The organism is Aeromonas sp. R7-2 (genome assembly GCF_040908105.1).
Lineage (GTDB): Bacteria > Pseudomonadota > Gammaproteobacteria > Enterobacterales > Aeromonadaceae > Aeromonas > Aeromonas caviae.
This window is the reverse complement of sequence record NZ_JBFODC010000028.1, coordinates 13,819-30,713: the sequence shown is the minus strand read 5'-3', so window position 1 is coordinate 30,713 and position 16,895 is coordinate 13,819. Positions and strand designations below refer to the sequence as shown.

The 16,895-nt window shown below is 58.8% G+C and carries 16 protein-coding genes; 5 read left to right on the top strand and 11 right to left on the bottom strand.

Going from position 1 to position 16,895, the window contains the following annotated elements; genetic code table 11:
• The first annotated feature begins 92 nt into the window (after positions 1-92).
• Complete coding sequence (gene rmf / locus AB5Y47_RS12140) at positions 93-269, top strand: ribosome modulation factor (protein WP_010674759.1); 177 nt, start codon at positions 93-95, stop codon at positions 267-269.
• A gap of 80 nt (positions 270-349) precedes the next feature.
• Here the strand turns inward: rmf and fabA are convergent, their stop codons facing one another.
• From fabA to AB5Y47_RS12120, 4 genes are all read right to left on the bottom strand, one after another.
• On the bottom strand, positions 350-910 hold the full coding sequence (gene fabA, locus AB5Y47_RS12135) for a 3-hydroxyacyl-[acyl-carrier-protein] dehydratase FabA (protein WP_010674758.1): 561 nt from the start codon (positions 908-910) through the stop codon (positions 350-352).
• 78 nt (positions 911-988) lie between these two features.
• A complete protein-coding gene (locus tag AB5Y47_RS12130; protein WP_045524875.1) occupies positions 989-2,968 on the bottom strand; it encodes a Lon protease family protein in 1,980 nt (659 codons plus the stop codon).
• Between the two features lie 206 nt (positions 2,969-3,174).
• Positions 3,175-4,443: a site-specific integrase gene (locus AB5Y47_RS12125; RefSeq protein WP_324028882.1), complete on the bottom strand. Its 1,269-nt coding sequence runs from the start codon at positions 4,441-4,443 to the stop codon at positions 3,175-3,177.
• Positions 4,444-4,750: 307 nt separating this feature from the next.
• Positions 4,751-5,056, bottom strand: coding sequence for a YebG family protein (locus tag AB5Y47_RS12120; RefSeq protein WP_045524873.1), 306 nt, complete (start codon positions 5,054-5,056; stop codon positions 4,751-4,753).
• A gap of 220 nt (positions 5,057-5,276) precedes the next feature.
• Here AB5Y47_RS12120 and AB5Y47_RS12115 point away from each other — a divergent pair, with 220 nt between their 5' ends.
• The 4 genes from AB5Y47_RS12115 (at position 5,277) to rsmF (ending at position 10,671) form a co-directional block, all read left to right on the top strand.
• The gene (locus AB5Y47_RS12115) at positions 5,277-5,921 is read left to right on the top strand and encodes a paraquat-inducible protein A (protein WP_010674754.1); all 645 of its coding nucleotides are present in this window, start codon (positions 5,277-5,279) and stop codon (positions 5,919-5,921) included.
• A complete protein-coding gene (locus tag AB5Y47_RS12110; protein WP_010674753.1) occupies positions 5,899-6,507 on the top strand; it encodes a paraquat-inducible protein A in 609 nt (202 codons plus the stop codon). The genes AB5Y47_RS12115 and AB5Y47_RS12110 overlap by 23 nt, the downstream gene beginning before the upstream one ends.
• 51 nt (positions 6,508-6,558) lie before the next feature.
• Positions 6,559-9,111, top strand: coding sequence for an MlaD family protein (locus tag AB5Y47_RS12105; protein ID WP_041205787.1), 2,553 nt, complete (start codon positions 6,559-6,561; stop codon positions 9,109-9,111).
• 129 nt (positions 9,112-9,240) lie between these two features.
• Positions 9,241-10,671 (top strand): 16S rRNA (cytosine(1407)-C(5))-methyltransferase RsmF, encoded by a 1,431-nt coding sequence (rsmF, locus tag AB5Y47_RS12100; RefSeq protein ID WP_368220282.1) that lies wholly within the window; start codon positions 9,241-9,243, stop codon positions 10,669-10,671.
• 234 nt (positions 10,672-10,905) lie between these two features.
• Here rsmF and AB5Y47_RS12095 read toward each other — a convergent pair whose 3' ends face one another.
• From AB5Y47_RS12095 to pabC, 7 genes are all read right to left on the bottom strand, one after another.
• Positions 10,906-11,190, bottom strand: a complete 285-nt coding sequence (locus tag AB5Y47_RS12095; RefSeq protein ID WP_128271379.1) for a RepB family protein — start codon at positions 11,188-11,190, stop codon at positions 10,906-10,908.
• Between the two features lie 163 nt (positions 11,191-11,353).
• Positions 11,354-12,382 carry a site-specific integrase gene (locus AB5Y47_RS12090; RefSeq protein WP_103243121.1) on the bottom strand — a complete coding sequence of 343 codons (1,029 nt, stop codon included), beginning with the start codon at positions 12,380-12,382 and terminating at the stop codon, positions 11,354-11,356.
• Positions 12,383-12,680: 298 nt separating this feature from the next.
• Positions 12,681-13,460 carry a TatD family hydrolase gene (locus AB5Y47_RS12085; RefSeq protein WP_368220268.1) on the bottom strand — a complete coding sequence of 260 codons (780 nt, stop codon included), beginning with the start codon at positions 13,458-13,460 and terminating at the stop codon, positions 12,681-12,683.
• Between the two features lie 12 nt (positions 13,461-13,472).
• The gene (holB, locus tag AB5Y47_RS12080) at positions 13,473-14,420 is read right to left on the bottom strand and encodes a DNA polymerase III subunit delta' (protein ID WP_319896597.1); all 948 of its coding nucleotides are present in this window, start codon (positions 14,418-14,420) and stop codon (positions 13,473-13,475) included.
• Entirely contained in the window at positions 14,405-15,046 is a 642-nt protein-coding gene (gene tmk / locus AB5Y47_RS12075; protein ID WP_368220267.1) for a dTMP kinase, read from the bottom strand. The genes holB and tmk overlap by 16 nt, the downstream gene beginning before the upstream one ends.
• Positions 15,046-16,047: an endolytic transglycosylase MltG gene (mltG, locus tag AB5Y47_RS12070; RefSeq protein ID WP_029314535.1), complete on the bottom strand. Its 1,002-nt coding sequence runs from the start codon at positions 16,045-16,047 to the stop codon at positions 15,046-15,048. Before mltG ends, tmk begins: the two co-directional genes overlap by 1 nt.
• Positions 16,037-16,843 (bottom strand): aminodeoxychorismate lyase, encoded by an 807-nt coding sequence (gene pabC, locus AB5Y47_RS12065; protein ID WP_324028888.1) that lies wholly within the window; start codon positions 16,841-16,843, stop codon positions 16,037-16,039. The genes mltG and pabC overlap by 11 nt, the downstream gene beginning before the upstream one ends.
• Positions 16,844-16,895: the final 52 nt, after the last annotated feature.

The following is a 16,895-nucleotide window of genomic DNA, read 5'->3' as shown; positions in this document are numbered from 1 at the left end:
TTGTTTGACCCTGCCTCCCCCCTGGGGTAAAGATGAAGGCGACCGGTGAAAAACTGGTCGCTTTTTTTGTTCCACGAAGAGGGTCGTAGATGATGAAGAGACAGAAACGGGACCGTCTGGAGAGAGCTCGCGCTCGTGGTTATCAGGCTGGCGTAGTCGGCAAACAGAAAGAAGCGTGTCCGTACCAGTGCCTGGATGCCAGGGGCCATTGGCTTGGTGGTTGGCGCGATGCCATGGAAGGGCGAGGCTCAGGCCTCTTCATGAAGTAACCGATACTTCATCACTCATTACAAAAGGAAAGGGGCCGTCGTGGCCCCTTTACGTTGTCTCTGCTCACCCAGGAGCAGGATCAGAATGCGGTGGTGTCTTTGAACAGGCCCACTTTCAGATCGGTGGCGCTGTAGATGGGGCGACCATCCACTTCCACGACGCCATCGGCAATGCCCATGACCAGTTTGCGGTTGATGACGCGCTTGAAGGTGATCTTGTAGGTGACCTTCTTGGCTGTCGGCAGGATCTGGCCGGTGAACTTGACTTCACCGACACCCAGCGCACGTCCCTTGCCAGGACCCCCTTTCCAGCCCAGGAAGAAGCCGACCAGTTGCCACATGGCATCCAGGCCCAGGCAGCCAGGCATGACGGGATCGCCGGGGAAGTGGCAGTCGAAGAACCAGAGATCCGGCGTGATATCGAGTTCAGCCAGGATTTCACCCTTGCCGTGCTCGCCGCCATGGTCGTTAATCTTGACGATGCGATCCATCATCAGCATGTTGGGGGCGGGCAGCTGGCTGTTACCTTCACCAAATAATTCGCCACGGCTGCAGGCAAGCAGCTCTTCACGGGTAAAGGACTCTTTGCCTTGTTCGCACAGGGAGAGGCGGGGATCAGTGGTGTCGTTATCTAGGGTCACGCTGTTTATCCTTCATATGGGTCAAAGCCGGGCCAATTTAGCTTACAGATGTTCGCTAAACAACTCCGATCACTTCATTTAACGGCCAAGCAGCCGGTCCAGCAGGCTGCGCAGCAGGCCGCCACTCTTGGTTGCCGTGCCATTGAGTTCGTCCAGTCTCTCCTGGATGCGGCCAAACAGGGTATCCGGCATGTCCGGTTCGCCAGCGACGCAGCCGGTGAGCAGCTCGATAGCCTCTTCCACGTGATCCACCGGGTGGATGTGGAACTGGCCGGCCTCTACTGCCGCGATCACTTCATCAGAAAGGTTGAGCTGCTGGGCGTTGGTGCCTGGCAGCAGAATGCCTTGCTTGCCGGTGAGACCGTGGATCTTGCACACCCGGAAGAAGCCCTCAATCTTCTCGTTCACGCCGCCAACGGCCTGCACATTGCCGAACTGGTCGACCGCACCGGTCACGGCGAAGTGCTGATAGATGGGCTGGCGGGCGAGGGCGGAGAGCAGGGCACACAGGCCGGTCAGGGAGGCGCTGTCACCATCGATCTCGTGGTATGACTGCTCGAACACCAGGTTGGCCGAGAGCGGCGAGGGGTTCTCTGCGCCGAACTTGTTGGAGAGGTAGCCGTGGATGATCATCATGGCCTTGGCGTGAATGTGCCCGGCGAGCTCCGCCTTGCGCTCGATGTCAGCCACATCGCCATCCCCGAGGTGGACGGTCGCGGTGAGGCGTACCGGCTCCCCGAAGTCATAGGGATGGCCGGCCACCTGGATGACGGAAAGGCCGTTGATCTGGCCAACCTCTTCACCGTCGGTCTGCAGCAGGATCTGGCCGTCGATGACACCCTGATCCGATTGCTCCACCAGATAGTTGAGGCGGTAATCCTGCTCTTCCAGGGCGAGCAGGATATGTTCGTCAGTGACGCAGGTCGCTTCCAGCTCGCGGGCCAGGCTGTCGGCCATGCGCATGATGGCGCCGAGCTGTACCTCGGAGAGGGATAGCCACTCCTGGTGGTCACACAGGCGGCTGGCATGGCGACAGAGGGCGAGGAGGGCACTTGGCGTGAAATCCAGCAGCGCCCAGCGCGCTCGCAGCCAGGCGAGATATTGCAGGAAGGCGGGGAGATCTTCCTCGATGTTCACTTCGGAGACCAGATCGGCACGCAGGAAGATGCGCTCCGCCATGTCCCTGTCCAGCATCTGGAATTCCGCCACGTCCAGCCTGTCACCGACCAGGATCAACTTGAACCGGATGGGGGTCGCTTCCGGGGTGAAGAACGGCGTCAGCGTCTTGCCTTCCTGATAGGCATTCCAGTCCAGCTCGCCTTTTTGCATGGCGTTTTTGAGCTTGAACCAGAGATGAGGCTGATCCAGCAGCTCATCGAGCTGAAGTATCAGGTAACCACCGTTGGCTTCCCGCAGCAGACCAGGTTCCAAAAGGTGCTGGTTGGCGTAAACGGAGCCTTGTTCCGTCTGATAGTTGATGGAGCCGAACAAGGTATCCCAGTTCAGGTCACGGCCGTAGACGACAGGGGCTTGCTGATCCTCATGATGGATCAGCAGGTTGATGAGCACCGGGTGCTGGAACTCGAGGCCCTGGGCGACATGGGCGGCCAGATCGGAGAGGAAATCCACGATCTTGGGGTCGTTGTTCTGTTTGCGGATGATCCGGGTGACCAGCCGCTCGGCGTCGAGATGGTGGCTCATCAGCTTGAGCAGCTCACCGACCATTTCGCAGAACTCGAAACCCGAGCCCGGTTGCAGGCGCAGCCAGATGGGCTTGAAAGGGTTGTTGAGATTCTCGGTATAACAGAGATCGAACAGGTCGCCATCCTTGCCATTCGAAGAGGCGATCAGGGTCTGGCAGACATTCTCGTAATCTGCACCGGGGAAACCGTTGAGGATCATGACCGGGCAGTCACCATCAAAACTGGCCAGCCGTTTGATACCCGAAATCGCTCTGGGTTGCAGGGCGGCAAACGGAATGGGGTCGAGTTCGCCAAGTGTGGGGAACTGCTCAATCGAGAAAGCGGGTTTTAATTGTTCTGATGTTAATTCAGCCACTTAAGACATCCGGTCGGGGATAGGATCAATTGCCACCATTATACACAGTTCGGTTGAGGGTGACAGAATACCAAGATATTTCATTTAACATAATATACATTATGCGCAGTGTCGGATTTATGAGTCCCAGGGCATGGTCAATCAAGGATTGCCTTTAGGTCCCGCGTCTTGGCTATGAGTGCAGTTTTATTGTTCACCACTGGTTATCAATCATATGTACGGTCCTGGTCGAGCAAGTGGTCCAGCGGCTTGCGGCTGGCACTCTCGTGACGTTCCCGGTTGCCGGTGTGCAGGTACTTGGAGGTGGTGTCGATGCTGTCATGTCCCGCATCGGCTTGTACGTGGGATAAAGGCCTGCCGTGCAGATTGATGTCATGGGTGATACCGGTGTGGCGAATGGAGTGCGGCGTCAGGGTTCGCATTTCAGTGGCATCCTGATCAAAACAGTCTTGTTCGGCAAGGCTTGCGGCCTGTTCAAATACCGCCATTACCAGGTCTCGTAGCTGGCGGATACCCAGATTGGCATTGAGTTCGCCTTGTTCGCGGCCATGGGCCGCCGCCTTGTGGCGTACGAACAGCGGGGTTTGCTCTCCGGGGGCCGGCAGTGGCGAAAGTCCAAGAAAGGTACGATAGCGAGCCAGGGCTTCGAGCAGAGCCTGAGAAACGGCCACGGTGCGACGTTTACCGCCTTTGCTGCGGGGAATGTCATAACCCCAGACGCCCGTTTTGGCGTCACGTCGAAACTGGCCCATGACGGGGCTGAAACCCGGCCTGGCCGCCACCTCGGAAATCCGCAGATAACAGGCATACATCAGACAGATGAGAAAGCGGCTGCGCTCATGTTGGGCCGGGCATTCGGCAGCGAGCTGTTCGGCGGCTTGCATCACATAGGACCATTGCAGTTCGGTGAAGGATTGCGCGTCTTCACCAGCCTCCTGGGGGCCCGCACGTTTAACCCGCTGCAGCAGGAGAGCCGGATTGCGATCCATGTACTCCTCCTGGATGAGAAACTGGAAGAAGGCGGACAAAATGGCGAGTTTTGTCTTCATCGCCTGCTCACTCAGTCGATACGGCAGCTCCCGGCCCAGTTCCCGCTTGCCAAGAAACGGACGCCACAGGGGGTTTGGCAACCGTTCCCCCCACTCCTTGTCGAGCACGAACTGGGCGACGTTGCGATAGGCAATCAGTCCGGACGGTGGCGCCTGGCAATAGTCGAGATAGCGCATCATGATGCGCCTGGTGAGATCCCTGGGGCTGATGGCCACCTCGCAAAAACACCAGTGCAAAAAAGTGGTCAGCTCACTGCGATAGGTCTTGTAGTTGTTTTCGCTGTGGCGCTGCTCCAGCAGCCAGTCGACGGCCAGCTCATACACGATCCCCGCGTCGGGGACCTTGCCAAGACTCAGGGTGGCGAGGTACTGGTTGACCTGGGGATTGCCCGCTTCAAGGTGGCCCACGCTATCGAACAGTGGCATGGCGGGTGGAAGAGCTGGATGAATCATGATGGTGTGTGATGTCGGTTGAATGTTTTGAACGGGGCCGCAACCCCCTGATGCCGATAAATAGGGTTATCGGCATCAGGGCTTGCAGTGCGCCTTGGGGGCAACGACCTGAGGCATCTTGCTGTGATACCCCATGATCACGAGCAATCGGCATATTCAATGAATATGCAGTGTGGTTGGAAAATTCTCGGGGAAAATAGTCGCGATAATGACTTAAGTTGCACTTTTCATGAATGAGAGAGCGGCTTCTGCCTCACATCCCCTTCCCCGCCCTTTCGTCTCAAGCCACGCTCTTCAGGGGCTTCCCCTTTGGCAGTTCAGTATCCAGCTTGTCTTCTTTGGGTGGATTCCCCTGCCCTTTTCCACCGCGCAATACCTGCTGCAACTGATCCCGCTGCTCGGCCAGATAAAAGGCCAGACTCTCCTGCTGCTCCGGTGCAAGCGCGACCGGCGCACCCGCCAGCAGTGTCAACAGCTCATCGGCGGTGTCCAGCAGTTTGTCATAGGCATCCGCCTCTTTCTTGCTGGCAAAGGTCATCTTCTCCACTCCCCCACGTACCACAACATACTTGATCTCAACGGCCATCGCGGCGCCCTCCTGATGATAGTGATTGCAAGTATATGTACGTATATACAGTATTGCAAATACCCTCAGCATGTCGGCATGCATCGCCAGCCCCTGCTTGGCTGGCGGCGGCCAGTTCACAGCGGAAAACACGTCTTTTCAAAGGGGGCTGTGCAGCGCGGCAAGACAGGGCAGGCGTTTTAAGGTAAATTTCATCAATTCCTTCAACAGGTTGAATCGTATGTCGGATCCGCACTCGGTGATTGTCTGTCCGGCCTGTGACTTGCTGATCGAACGCAAGTTGCTGCCGCTGCGCCGTCACGCCCATTGCCCCCGCTGTCATCAGCATCTGTATGGGCGTTATGCCTTTCGCCCTTCCCAGTTGATGGCGCTGACCATCACCGGATTCCTGTTGCTGCCTTCCGCGTTTTTTGAGCCTTTGATCTATCTTCGTCTGGCGGGTGTGAACTCGGACGCCAACCTGATCAAGGGAATTATGATGCTGTATGCCGAGAGCGAGCTCTGGGTGGCAACACTGGTGCTCTGGTGCGCCGTGCTGGCGCCGACAGGGCTGCTGCTCGGGATCTTTGCCCTCGCCTCCGGCCTGGCCAAGCGCTGGCATCTGCTGGCGTGGACCCTCAAAGCGGTCGAGGTATTTCGCCACTGGGCCATGCTGGAGGTGTACATCGTCAGCCTGCTTGTCGCCCTGTTCAAGCTTATCGACATCGCCGACGTGCGCCTGGGAGGTGGTCTGCTAAGCCTGGGTTGTCTGATGCTGCTCAACATGACGCTGCTGATCCTCTTTGATCCTGCCCCTTACTGGGAGCGGATTCCGCTGCAACATGCCTCCCGGGAGCCGGACCATGTCCCCGATCAGCGCCCGTGAACTGGGGCTTTGCCGCTGCCATACCTGCGGGTTGCTGGTGCGCCATCAACACGGCATGAGCTGCCCTCGTTGTCACACCCCCTTGCAGATGCGCATTCCCCATTCCCTCGCCTGGTCATGGGGCCTGCTGGCGCTGGCCACCTTCATGTTGTTGCCTGCAAACCTGCTGCCCATCACCCACTTCTACAACAAGGGATTATTGCAGTCCGATACCATTTTCAGCGGTATCATGGCGCTCTATCGCAGCAAGATGTCCGGCATCGCCACCATAGTACTGACCGCGAGCATCATCGTGCCCATCGGCAAGATCCTGGGTCTTGGCTGGATCTGCTGGCAGTTGCAGCGCAGCAAGCCGGTGCGCCGCAAACGCCAGCTCGTCATGTACCGCATCATCGATTTCATCGGACGCTGGTCCATGCTGGACCTGTTCGTCATCTCGCTGATGGTGGCCCTGGTGGATCGCGGCGTGCTGCTCAACGTGCGTGCCGGCCCCGGGGCGACGGCATTCGCCGGCGTGGTGGTGCTCACCATGATGTCGGCCAGGATGCTCGATACCCGCCTGTTGTGGGACAAGGCGGCCCGTTAATGTTTTTTGTGTCGAACGCGCTGTGCATCACAGCCAATGTAAGGAGTCGGTATGGTCGGGGCTGAGCCCGTCATTGAGAAGCACCGCTGGTTATCCCCGGTCTGGTTGCTGCCCTTCATCGCCCTCTTGCTGGCGGGAGGCTTTCTCTACCAGCAGTGGACGAGCAGTGGTCAACTCATTCGCATCAACTTTGCCCAGGGCAACGGTATCTTGCCGGGCAAGACCCAGTTGCGCTATCAGGGGGTCGCCATCGGCGTGGTCCAGGAGCTGGAACTGGCACAGGATGGTCGCAAGATTGCGGTGCTGGCCAAGGTGGACAGCCGTGCCCGCTCCCTCATACGCAAGGGTTCCGACTTCTGGCTGGTGAGTCCGAAGGCGTCACTGACCGAGATCTCCGGCCTGGACACCCTGGTGTCAGGCAACTACATCAACCTGCAACCCGGACGGGAGAACAACCCGCTGGAGGATGAGTTCGATGCCCTGGATGGCCCTCCCCCCGGTTATCAGGCCCAGGGGCGAACCCTGCACCTGACAGCCGATTCTCTGGGGTCGGTGGGCATCGGCGCCAAGATCTATTTCCGCGGGCTGGAGGTGGGCAGTGTCATCAACACCCGTCTTGGGGAAGAGAACCAGAACGTGATCCTGGATCTGGTGATCGAGCCGCGCTTCGAGCACCTCGTCAAGGCGGATACCCGCTTCTGGAACATCAGCGGCATCAAGGGCTCCTTCAGCCTGGCTGGCGTCAGTGTGGAGGCGGGCAGCCTAACCTCCATCCTGAGCGGCGGCATTGCGTTTGACTCCCCCAAGGATTCCCCCGTGGCGCAAAAGGGGGTCAACTTCATCCTCTACAAGGGGCTGGCCGAGGCCGCCCGGGGTGAGCGCATCACCATCCAGGCGGGGACTCTGCCCATCAAGGAAGGGATGCCCATCCTCTATGAGGGCATCGAGATTGGACGAGTCGACCCTATTCGCCTCACCGAACAGGGGCGGAGCGTGACGGCCCTCATCAACCCCGAGCAGGCGTTCCGGGTGACCGGCAAGAGTCGTCTGGTGTGGGAGACAGTCTCTCTCTCCCCTGCCGGGATCAAGCATGCGGATCGCCTGCTGGCCGGGCCCGCCATTCGCCTGGACTATGAACCCGGTAAACGGGTCAACACCATGACCCTGGAGAGCCAGGCACAGCGCGGCGGCATCAAGCTGACCCTGCAGGCAGAGGATCTCGCCGGTTTGAGCGAAGGGGCTCCGCTCTGGTTCAAGGGGTTGCAGATAGGTCAGCTCGGGGCACTGACCCTGGATGCCGGCGGCAATGCCAGTGTCGAGTTGCTGGTGAACGAGCGTTATCGCCATCTGCTGCAACGGGCTCGCTTCTATCGCGCCGCCCCCTTGCAGGTGGAGGCGGATCTCAGCGGTATCAAGGTGGAGACCAGCCCGGCCAGTGCCTGGTTGGCGGGGGGCATCAAGCTGGTACAGGCTGCGAAGGGTGACAGGATTGACCGCCTCTACCCCAGCCAGGAGCTAGCCCTGCTTGGGAGCCGCCATGCCAAAGCGGTCAGCTGGACGCTGCGTGCCGCTCAGGCTGATGGTATCGGTGTGGGCTCCCCCGTCCTCTACCTGGGACTGGAAGCGGGCAAGGTCAAGGCGCTGGATGCCGATGATCGCGGTGTGGCCATCACCCTGGAGATCGATGCCATCTATGCTCCTTTGCTCAAGCAGCAACCCCAGTTCTGGAAGAAGGCCGCCATCGACGGCAAGATCCGGCTCGATGGCGTGCAGGTCAAGATGGGGAACCTCGCCACCCTGCTGCGTGGTGCCATCGAATTCGACAAGCTGGGGACAGGTCGCAGCAGTCATCAGCTCTTTGACAGCAAGGAGCAGGCAAGCTCCCAGGTGCGTACCCTCACGCTCACGGCGGATCACAACCCGGGTCTCGGGGTTGGCAGCCCCATCCGCTATCGCGGAGTGGACATCGGCAAAGTAGAGCAGGTGGAACTGGACCCGACCCTGGGCCAGGTAAGCTTCAAGGCCGAGCTGAATGAGCAATATGCCGCGCGTTTCCTGCAATCCGGGGCACGCTATGCCCTGGTGCAGGCCAAGGTCGGGCTGGGGGGGGTTGCCCACCTCGATACCCTGATCAAGGGGGCCTTTGTGGAGGCGACACCGGGCCGGGGGGCTGGCAAGGAGACCTTCCCCTTGAGCCAGAGTGGCCCCGCCGGTCTTGCCCTGACCCTCAAGAGCCCCTCCGTCGATGGCATCAGCGTGGGCAGCCCCCTGCTGTTTCGCAAGATGGTCGTGGGCAGCGTCACCGGCGTGACCCTGGCCCGGGATGGCAGTGAGGTGCTGATCGATGTGAATGTGGATGGACAGTACGCCCATCTGATACGCGCCAATAGCCGCTTCTGGAATGTCTCCGGGGTCAAGGCCGATATCGGGCTGACCGGTGGCACCATCGAGGTCGAAACGGTGCAAAGCCTGCTGGCAGGCGGGATTGCCTTCAATACGCCGGAGCGGGAAATGGGCGCGACCGTCAAGGCGGGCCATCGTTATCCGCTTCATGCCAAGGCAGAGAAAGAGTGGCTGGAGTGGAGCCCCCGCATCTTGCCCTGAGTTATTCCCCTGTTCGTCAAAAACCGGCCTTGTGCCGGTTTTTTTATGGCCTCATGGACTCCCCCATCAAGAAGGGCCGCGCACTGTGGTAAGATGTCGCCCCTCATTTTGGGTCAGCGAGATTGCGCCGTGCACGACAACACCTACCTCCCCGATCACTTCCTGCGTCACATTGCGGAGTTCATGCCATCCCATCTCTCCATGGAGGCATTCGTGGCGAGTTGCCGGCAGCCGCTGCGGCGAAGCATCCGGGTCAACACCCTCAAGATCACGGTATCCGAGTTTGTCGCCCGTATGGCGCCGCTTGGTTGGCAGCTGGATCCCGTGCCCTGGTGTGCAGCCGGCTTCTGGCTCACCCGCAGCGATGAGAGCGTTCCCCTTGGCAACACGGCCGAGCATTTGTGCGGCCTCTTCTATATCCAGGAAGCGAGCTCCATGTTGCCGGTGATGGCGCTCTTTGCCAGTGAGCAAACCCGAGGGGATGGCATGGTGCTGGACGCGGCCGCCGCCCCTGGCTCCAAGACTACCCAGATCGCGGCGCTGATGGAAAATCGCGGCATGCTGATCGCCAACGAGTTTTCCAGCAGCAGGTTGAAAGTGCTGAGCGCCAATATCCAGCGCTGCGGTGTGACCAACGTCGGCATGACCCATTTCGATGCCAAGGTCTTTGGCCAATGGCTGCCTGAAACCTTCGACGCCATCCTGCTCGACGCCCCCTGCTCCGGCGAGGGGACGGTGCGAAAAGATGAAGACGCGCTGCGCAACTGGAGTCTCGAGAGCATCGACGAGATTGCCGCGGTGCAGCGTGGCCTGCTGGAGAGCGCTTTTCACGCCCTCAAACCCGGCGGCGTACTGGTCTACTCCACCTGCACCCTGAGCCTGCAAGAGAATCAGGCCGTCTGTCAGTCGTTGCAGGAGAAGTTCGGTGATGCCTTCAGCTTTGACTCGTTGGCCGATCTCTTTCCGGGAGCGGAGAAAGCCTGTACACCGGAGGGATACTTGCACGTTTGGCCCCAGATCTTCGACAGTGAAGGCTTTTTCGTCGCCCGGTTACGCAAGCATCACTCCGTGCCCAACACCATGTTCAAACCTGGCAAGCTCGGCAAGTTCCCCTTCTCACCGCTGCCAGAGAAAGAGGCCGGCCCCATGCTGCGGGAGATTGAAGGGAATTTTGGCATCGTGCCCCATGGCCAACTGTTTGGCCGCAATGACGAGATCTGGCTCTTCCCTCACGCCTTCGAGCTGGTACAGGGGAAGCTGCGTTTCGATCGCATCGGCATCAAGCTGGCTGAAACCTTCAAGAAGGGATATCGATTGACCCATGAATGGGCTCTGGCTTACGGCCATGAGGCGAGCAAGGGATGCGTCGAGCTGGATGCCGCCAATGCCCGTGAATTCATGATGGGACGAGATGTCTGGCCAGAGCAGGATGCCGGGAGTGGGGAAGTGATCGTTCGTTACCAGGGGCACCCGCTCGGCATGGGGAAATGGGTGGGGAGTCGCATCAAGAATGCCCTGCCCCGGGAGCTGGTACGGGACAACAACCTGTTCAATGCGTGAGAGTGGGGTCGCTCGAGCAAAAACAGCGCCTGTTCGAGTCTGAAAAACCCCCACTCTGGTTGAACTTTTATCCGGTTCTTGAAATGCCTAGAGCCTTGTCTAAGCTTAAGGCTATCCGCACACCAGTTAGCGCACGGCTCTGCAAGGAGCCAATTCCCCTATGCCAGGTACAAGGAATTCGTACCTGGCTTTTTTTGTCTTCCTTTTTCAACCATGCTGGCACGATACCATCGTCTATTCGAGTATGTCTGCCGACTCGGGGACATCGCTCTGCTGCGCGTTGGTCGTTTGTTGCAGTTCGTGCTGATAGAGCAGATCGATTGCCTGCTCGATGATGGAGGCCTGACTGTCTTCCAGTTGTTGCCCCAGCATGGCCAACCGCTCTGCATGACGATTGCTTATCCAGCATTGCAACCGGCTGTGGGTTTCCTGCTTGCGCTTCACGTGCTGGCGCTGCCGTTCGGCATTCTCTTGCGCAGCGCTTTTCTTCAATTCCTGGCTATCGTGACCTTCCGACATGTCTATATCGTGAATGTTATCTCTCATTTTTCGTTGGCATCTTCTACGAAAGTAAATCGGATTACGACTCCCCCACCGTCATGATGTCTGTGGAGGACGACATGAATATATCACCAGATCAACAGGATATCATTTAACATAAAAAATGGAGAGGCGCGGTTTTCTATAACAACCCATCCAGGGCGTGTTCCGAGAACTTGTGTGCATCGTCGAAATATTCCTGCAAGGTGCGCATGTCCTTGTGTCGGGTCACCTCGATGATCTTGTTCATCGGTTTGCCCGCCGTCACCGCCGAGGTGATGAACCCCCGCCGCAAACTGTGGCCACTGACGTGGAGATCGTCGATGGCCTGGCCGGTTCGCCGCTTGATCATCAGGTTGATACCTTGCGGCCCCAGGGGGTCTGCCATCAGCTGTCCCCAGCGATTCATCCGGCGAAACAGGGGGCCCTCAGCAATCCGGCTTTTTTTCAGCCATTGTTGCAGTGCAGACACTGGGCAATACCGGGTACCCGGAATGAGTGCTATCTCCGATTCATGGAGCTGATGTTTGCTTGGTTTGAGACGAAGGCGTATCCCCTGCCCCACAAACTGCACGTCATCCACCTCGATCCTGGCCGCTTCCGATCGGCGCAAGGCGCCACTGAACATCAGGAGCAACAGGGTGTAATCCCTAAGTCCCGCCAGGTTGCTGGTATCTATCTCGTCCAGTACGCAGGCCAATGGTTTCAGGGTCAGCGCCCCCGTTTTGCGTTTGCGGTTATCACCGAGCCGTACTATGCCCCGCATCATCTCCTTGATCTCCGCATGCTCGGTCGGCATGGGGTGGATCCCCTTCTGCTTGAAGGCATAGCGAATGCCGGCAAGCCGTCTTACCAGGGTGGCCGGTTTGCGAGGTTCCCCGTTGCGAAGCTCCCCCTTTCCTTCCTCCTTGTCGAGCCAGACCCAGTTGGCCAGGATGCCGTCGGCCTGATCCGCCAGAAAATTCATGATGTCGTGGTGTGTCGTCTGCAAGGGCTCCAGCCCGTGGAGCTGGCACCAGGAGACAAAGATACGGGTATCTGCCTGATAGGCATTGAGGGTGGAGTCGGCTTTAGCGCTGCGCAGGAAGCGTCTTGCCCGGCTGTTCAGCTGAGGATCGAAGACGCTTTGCAAGGATTGCTGAACTGGGTTTTGAAGGCGTGGGTAGTTCACTTAACTCTATGATTTAAAGCGGAGTTTCGGTGGATCTTACAGGATCATTCAGATCTATCAAGTATCGATAATGAATATTATCGATACTTATGAAGAGTGCTTTTAACCCATTTCAGCCCCCTCATCTATTCCTCAAGCATTCTGTCATTCCTGCTCCGTTTATCAGGTGCTGGCAATTTGAACTCGTCAGCATCCACCACACAAAGTGAGAGATAACAACTTGGCATGATTGTTTTTGGATGGATCGTGATAGTGCAGATTGTCATAGAAAACGCCCCGCTATGCGGGGCGTTTTCTGTTATCGCTTTGCTAACTTGAACAATGCGAAGAAATTATGGCTGGTGGCCTCTGCCAATTCAGCGAGCGGTATCTGGCGAAGATCCGCGATAAATTGGGCGACGTCGCGAACAAAGGCCGGCTCGTTCTCCCTCCCCCGGTGGGGAACCGGTGCCAGATAGGGAGAGTCGGTTTCAACCAGCAGCCGTTCCAGTGGCAACGCCTTGACCACGGCCTGCAGGGCTGAGGCGTTCTTGAAAGTGGCTATCCCCGAGATGGAAATATAGAACCCCATGGCCATCGCGGCCTCGGCCATTTCGAGGGACTCGGTGAAGCAGTGCAGCACTCCGCCCACCTGTTCGGCCCCCTCCTCTCGCATGATCCGCAGCGTGTCTTCCTGGGCATCCCGGGTGTGGATGATGAGCGGTTTGTTCAGTGCCCGGGCTACACGAATATGTTCGCGGAAAGAGGCTTGCTGTACATCCTTGTTTTCCGGTGAATAGAAGTAGTCGAGCCCGGTTTCGCCGATGGCCACCACTCTCTCATCGGCCGCCTGAGTCAGCAGCAAGGCAGCATCCACCCCGGGATCCTGATTGAGCGGGTGAACACCGCAGGAGGCAAACACCTGGGGATGGGGGGCGATGGCCTCCATCATGGTCGGGAACTGGGCCTGGGTCACACTCACGCAGAGAAAATATCCCACGCTCTGCTGCGCCGCCTTGGCCAGCACATCGGCCATGTCCGTCTGCTTGGAGCCATAACTCAAGCGATCGAGATGGCAATGGGAATCAACGAGTAACATAGACAACCTTGTTTATAACCAGCGATTGAGCCAGTTCATCAAATGGATGGTGGGATTGGAAAGCTGTCCTGGCTGACAAACCTCTTTCAGCATAACCAGCTGCTGTTCGGCTTCCAGGAGCCGTTCGCTGGAGTGTTTCTCTGCCAGTTGCTGGCTGAGTGATGCAAGATCCGGCATTGCCAGTTGATGATGGCCGCAGCCAGCCTGAAGCTTGAGGGCATCGCACAGGAAGAGCTGCAACCAGTGCAGCCGGACCTGATTATCCTCGGCCAACTGGGCACAGACATTCGCCGCACGGGTGGGGGCCGATGCCAGCGAGACAAATCCGTCGAGCAATGCCCGTCTGGCATCATCTTGCTGTGCTTCGATATAGCTCAGCACCCGCAGCGGCGCACCCTGGCAGATCCGCACCTGGGCCTGGGTGGCCTGATGGCCCTGCTCGGCGAGCCAGGCAAGGGTCTCCCCCTCAGAGGGGAGCTGGCAGACATGCTTGTGACAACGGCTCAAGATGGTGGGGAGCAGGCGAGATACCCGGGATGCGATGAGCAGCAACAGACTGTCGCCAGCCGGCTCTTCCAGCGTCTTCAGCAAAGCATTGGCGGCAGACTCCGTCATGCGCTCCGCCTCCTGAATGATCACCACCTTTCCGCGACCGAGCTGGGACGTGCTCTGGAGACGGCTGCAAATCTCCCGGATGGCTTCGACACCTATGGTCTTGCCCTCGGGCCCCAGGGTGCCAAGATCCGGGTGATGCCCCTTCTCAAAAAGCTGGCAGGAGTGGCACTGACCGCAGGGCTCACCTCGTTGTGGATGCTGACACAGGTGCAGTCGCGCCAGTCGCTCTGCAAGCTGCTCCTTGCCAAGGCCGGGATCGCCTAGCAGCAACCAGGCGTGCCCGAGCCGTCCGGCCCGGGCCGTCTCGCTCAAGGCATGCCAATCCGGGATCAGCCAGGGATACATAGTCCCTCGCTTGCCAGATAATGCTCAAGAGCTGCCTCGATGGCGGCTTTGACTTGCTTCGGGGGCAATCCGGCATCGATGACCTGGATGGAATCATCGGCGGCCGCCAACTCGAGGTAACGCTGGCGGGTACGTTCAAAGAAGCCGATCTGCTCCAGCTCAATCCTGTCCAGCTCGCCGCGATGGCGGGCCCGCTGCAGGCCGATGGCAGGATCAATGTCGAGATAGAGCGTCAGGTCCGGCTTGAAATCCCCGAGGACCGCCCGTTTGATGGCGCCGATGAGGTTCGCATCGATGCCGCGGCCACCCCCCTGATAGGCCTGAGAGGAAAGATCGTGGCGATCGCCCACTACCCAGATGCCGTCTGCCAGGGCCGGCTTGATCCGGGTCTCCACCAGTTGTACCCGGGAGGCGTACATCAACAGCAGCTCGGCCTCGACGGTCAGACGCTCGTCGTGTACTTCCTTGACGATGGCCCGCATGCGTTCCGCCAGCGGCGTGCCGCCCGGCTCCCGGGTGCACTCGATCCGCGCCACTCCGTGGGCTTGCAGATAGTCGGTGACATAGCGCACCGCAGAGCTCTTCCCTGCCCCTTCCAATCCTTCAATCACGATAAATTTAGACATTAGGGTTTCTTCAATATGTATTCACGCACCGCCCGATTGTGTTCATCGAGGGTCTTGGAGAAGTAGTGGGCACCGCCCCCCTTGGCAACGAAGTAGAGATAGTCGGTCGATTTGGGGTTGAGCGCCGCTTCGATGGAGGCCTTGCCCGGCATGGCGATGGGCGTCGGAGGCAGACCGTCGATCACATAGGTGTTGTAGGGGTTCACGTCGGTCAGATCGCTGCGGCGAATGTTGCCATCGTACCTCTCCTTCACCCCGTAGATGACGGTAGGGTCGGTCTGCAACTTCATGCCAAGGCGTAGACGGTTGACGAACACAGAAGCAATCTGGGCCCGTTCATCCGGTTGGCCCGTCTCTTTTTCGATGATGGAGGCCATGATAAGCGCTTCATAGGGAGTCTTGTAGGGCAGATTGGCCTGACGCTTCTCCCAGGAAGCCTCCAGGAACGTTTTCATGTCCTGATAGGCGCGGCGCAGAATGGAAAGATCGCTGGCATGAGTGGTATAGGCGTAGGTTTCCGGCAGGAACCACCCCTCCAGCTTGCCATTTTCGATGCCGAGTTCCTGAGCCAGCTCGGTTTCGCTCTGCTCCAGAGTCAGGCGCTCCAGATAGGGGGCGCTGGAAAGTTGCTTCAGCCAATCCTCAAAACGGGATCCCTCGACAAAGGTCAGGCTGAAGTGAAACTCCTTGCCGGAAGCAAAGAGAGAGAGAGTCTCCTTGAGCGGCGCCCCTTCCTTGATTTCATAGGTGCCGGACTTGATGGCCACCAGTTCGGGATGACCGCGCAACCAGAGGCGCACCGCCCAGGGGCTGGTTTCCCCCTCCCCCAGTTCGGCAATCAGGCGTGCCGCATGGGCGCCTTTTTCGACGGTAAAGAGGCGTGTTGGCCCCTTGTTGGTGAGCGTCTCCACCTGTTGCCACTTGTGATACACGTACCCTCCGGCAACGGCGACAGAGAGTGCCGCCCCCGCGAGCAGGGTGTAAAGCCGATTAAACTTCAATGACCAAGCGCTCCTGTAAACGGCGGATCAATACCGGACTGGGATAGTGCATATCCCCGATGCGGGTGACCGGGACTATGCCCATCAGGGTATTGGTCAGCCAGACCTCTTCCGCCTGCCAGAGTGACTCCAATGGAGCCTCTACAACACGCAGTTCAATGCCCATCTGTTTAAGCATCGTCATCACGCGCTTGCGCATGATGCCATCGATCCCGGCGCGGGTGAGATCCGGTGTGAACACCGTCCTGCCGCGACGCCAAAACAGATTGGCGCTGACCCCTTCTACCAGAAATCCCCGGCTGTTCAAGACTATACCTTCGACCCCGCCGCGCGCAGCAAGTTCGCGCTTCAGCATCACTTGTTCGAGGCGCCCCAGCGTCTTGAGACCGGCGAGCATGGGACTGTCACCAAGCTGCTGCTGGCATACCAGGGCATTGATGCCGGTTTGCTGCCAATCATGATAATGCTCAGGATAAGGTGCCAAAGAGACGATGCGAGTGGGCGTGTCACAGCCTGCGGCGTCATATCCCCGCCCACCTGCGCCCCGGGTCAGCATTATCTTGACGACAGCCTGTGTCTGCCCAGAAGCCAGCTGCGCCGCCTCGTCGGCAAGCAGGTCCCAGGAGTGCTCGCCAAAACCAAGGCGGGTGTTGGCATGTTGCAGCCGGGCCAGATGGTCCTGCCACCAGAGCACCTTCCCTTCCCTCGCCAGCATGGTGGTGAAATGACCATCACCGTATGCCAGTCCACGATCCCTGGCTGACAGTGTGTCTGTGGGTATTCCATTAATCAGCAAGGGGATCCCTCCGATAAAAAAGGCCCGATACTGCCGTATCGGGCCTTATCAT

Excerpts from the sequence above, each read along its gene's own strand:
- AB5Y47_RS12120 (WP_045524873.1), bottom strand. The coding sequence starts at position 5,056 with ATGGCCGTTGAGATCAAGTATGTTGTGGTACGTGGGGGAGTGGAGAAG.
- AB5Y47_RS12125 (WP_324028882.1), bottom strand. The coding sequence starts at position 4,443 with ATGCCACTGTTCGATAGCGTGGGCCACCTTGAAGCGGGCAATCCCCAG.
- tmk (WP_368220267.1), bottom strand. The coding sequence starts at position 15,046 with ATGTCTAAATTTATCGTGATTGAAGGATTGGAAGGGGCAGGGAAGAGC.
- AB5Y47_RS12085 (WP_368220268.1), bottom strand. The coding sequence starts at position 13,460 with ATGTTACTCGTTGATTCCCATTGCCATCTCGATCGCTTGAGTTATGGC.
- AB5Y47_RS12110 (WP_010674753.1), top strand. The coding sequence starts at position 5,899 with ATGTCCCCGATCAGCGCCCGTGAACTGGGGCTTTGCCGCTGCCATACC.
- AB5Y47_RS12095 (WP_128271379.1), bottom strand. The coding sequence starts at position 11,190 with ATGTCGGAAGGTCACGATAGCCAGGAATTGAAGAAAAGCGCTGCGCAA.
- rmf (WP_010674759.1), top strand. The coding sequence starts at position 93 with ATGAAGAGACAGAAACGGGACCGTCTGGAGAGAGCTCGCGCTCGTGGT.
- holB (WP_319896597.1), bottom strand. The coding sequence starts at position 14,420 with ATGTATCCCTGGCTGATCCCGGATTGGCATGCCTTGAGCGAGACGGCC.
- AB5Y47_RS12105 (WP_041205787.1), top strand. The coding sequence starts at position 6,559 with ATGGTCGGGGCTGAGCCCGTCATTGAGAAGCACCGCTGGTTATCCCCG.
- AB5Y47_RS12115 (WP_010674754.1), top strand. The coding sequence starts at position 5,277 with ATGTCGGATCCGCACTCGGTGATTGTCTGTCCGGCCTGTGACTTGCTG.